1 protein-coding gene is annotated in these 430 nt (G+C 59.8%); it reads right to left on the reverse strand.

The annotated features are described in order from the left end of the window. Window positions 1-25 precede the first annotated feature (25 nt). On the reverse strand, window positions 26-430 hold a 405-nt coding region (locus tag ACU8YC_RS28485), incomplete at its 5' end, for a DUF4189 domain-containing protein (protein WP_446896450.1).

Here is a 430-nt window from a genome sequence, read left to right on the forward strand (position 1 = left end):
TCAAGGATCTGCCCATGCTTCGACCTCACTGAATACGTTTCGCCATGCTGCAACTGCTAAAAACAACTTTGCATGACGCATCCGCACACAGGCCTATCACGGTTGTCTCCGCCTCGGGCCGAGTCGGGCGACTTGCGACGCTATAGTGAGTATCGGCCTTCGCTACCGCCACGCACCCGTTGGAGTAAGCGGAAACCAATTCGCACTTCCTGGAGCCCAGGTCGAGACAATTTTTCATGGCGATCTGCTCTGCCTCTGATCGGCTTGCCTTGTCATGCGATGCGCCAATGTTGTGCGTTTCCTGGGCGTCCAACGCGACTGCGCCCCAACGCGCGATAGAAGTGACGCCGAGCGGTGCGCCCGGTACGGCCTGATTCCCCGGCTGGCCGTAACCAGGGATAGGGCGGCAAGAGGTCGTTCCCTGCCCACC

The organism is Citrobacter sp. VF227 (assembly GCF_052950715.1).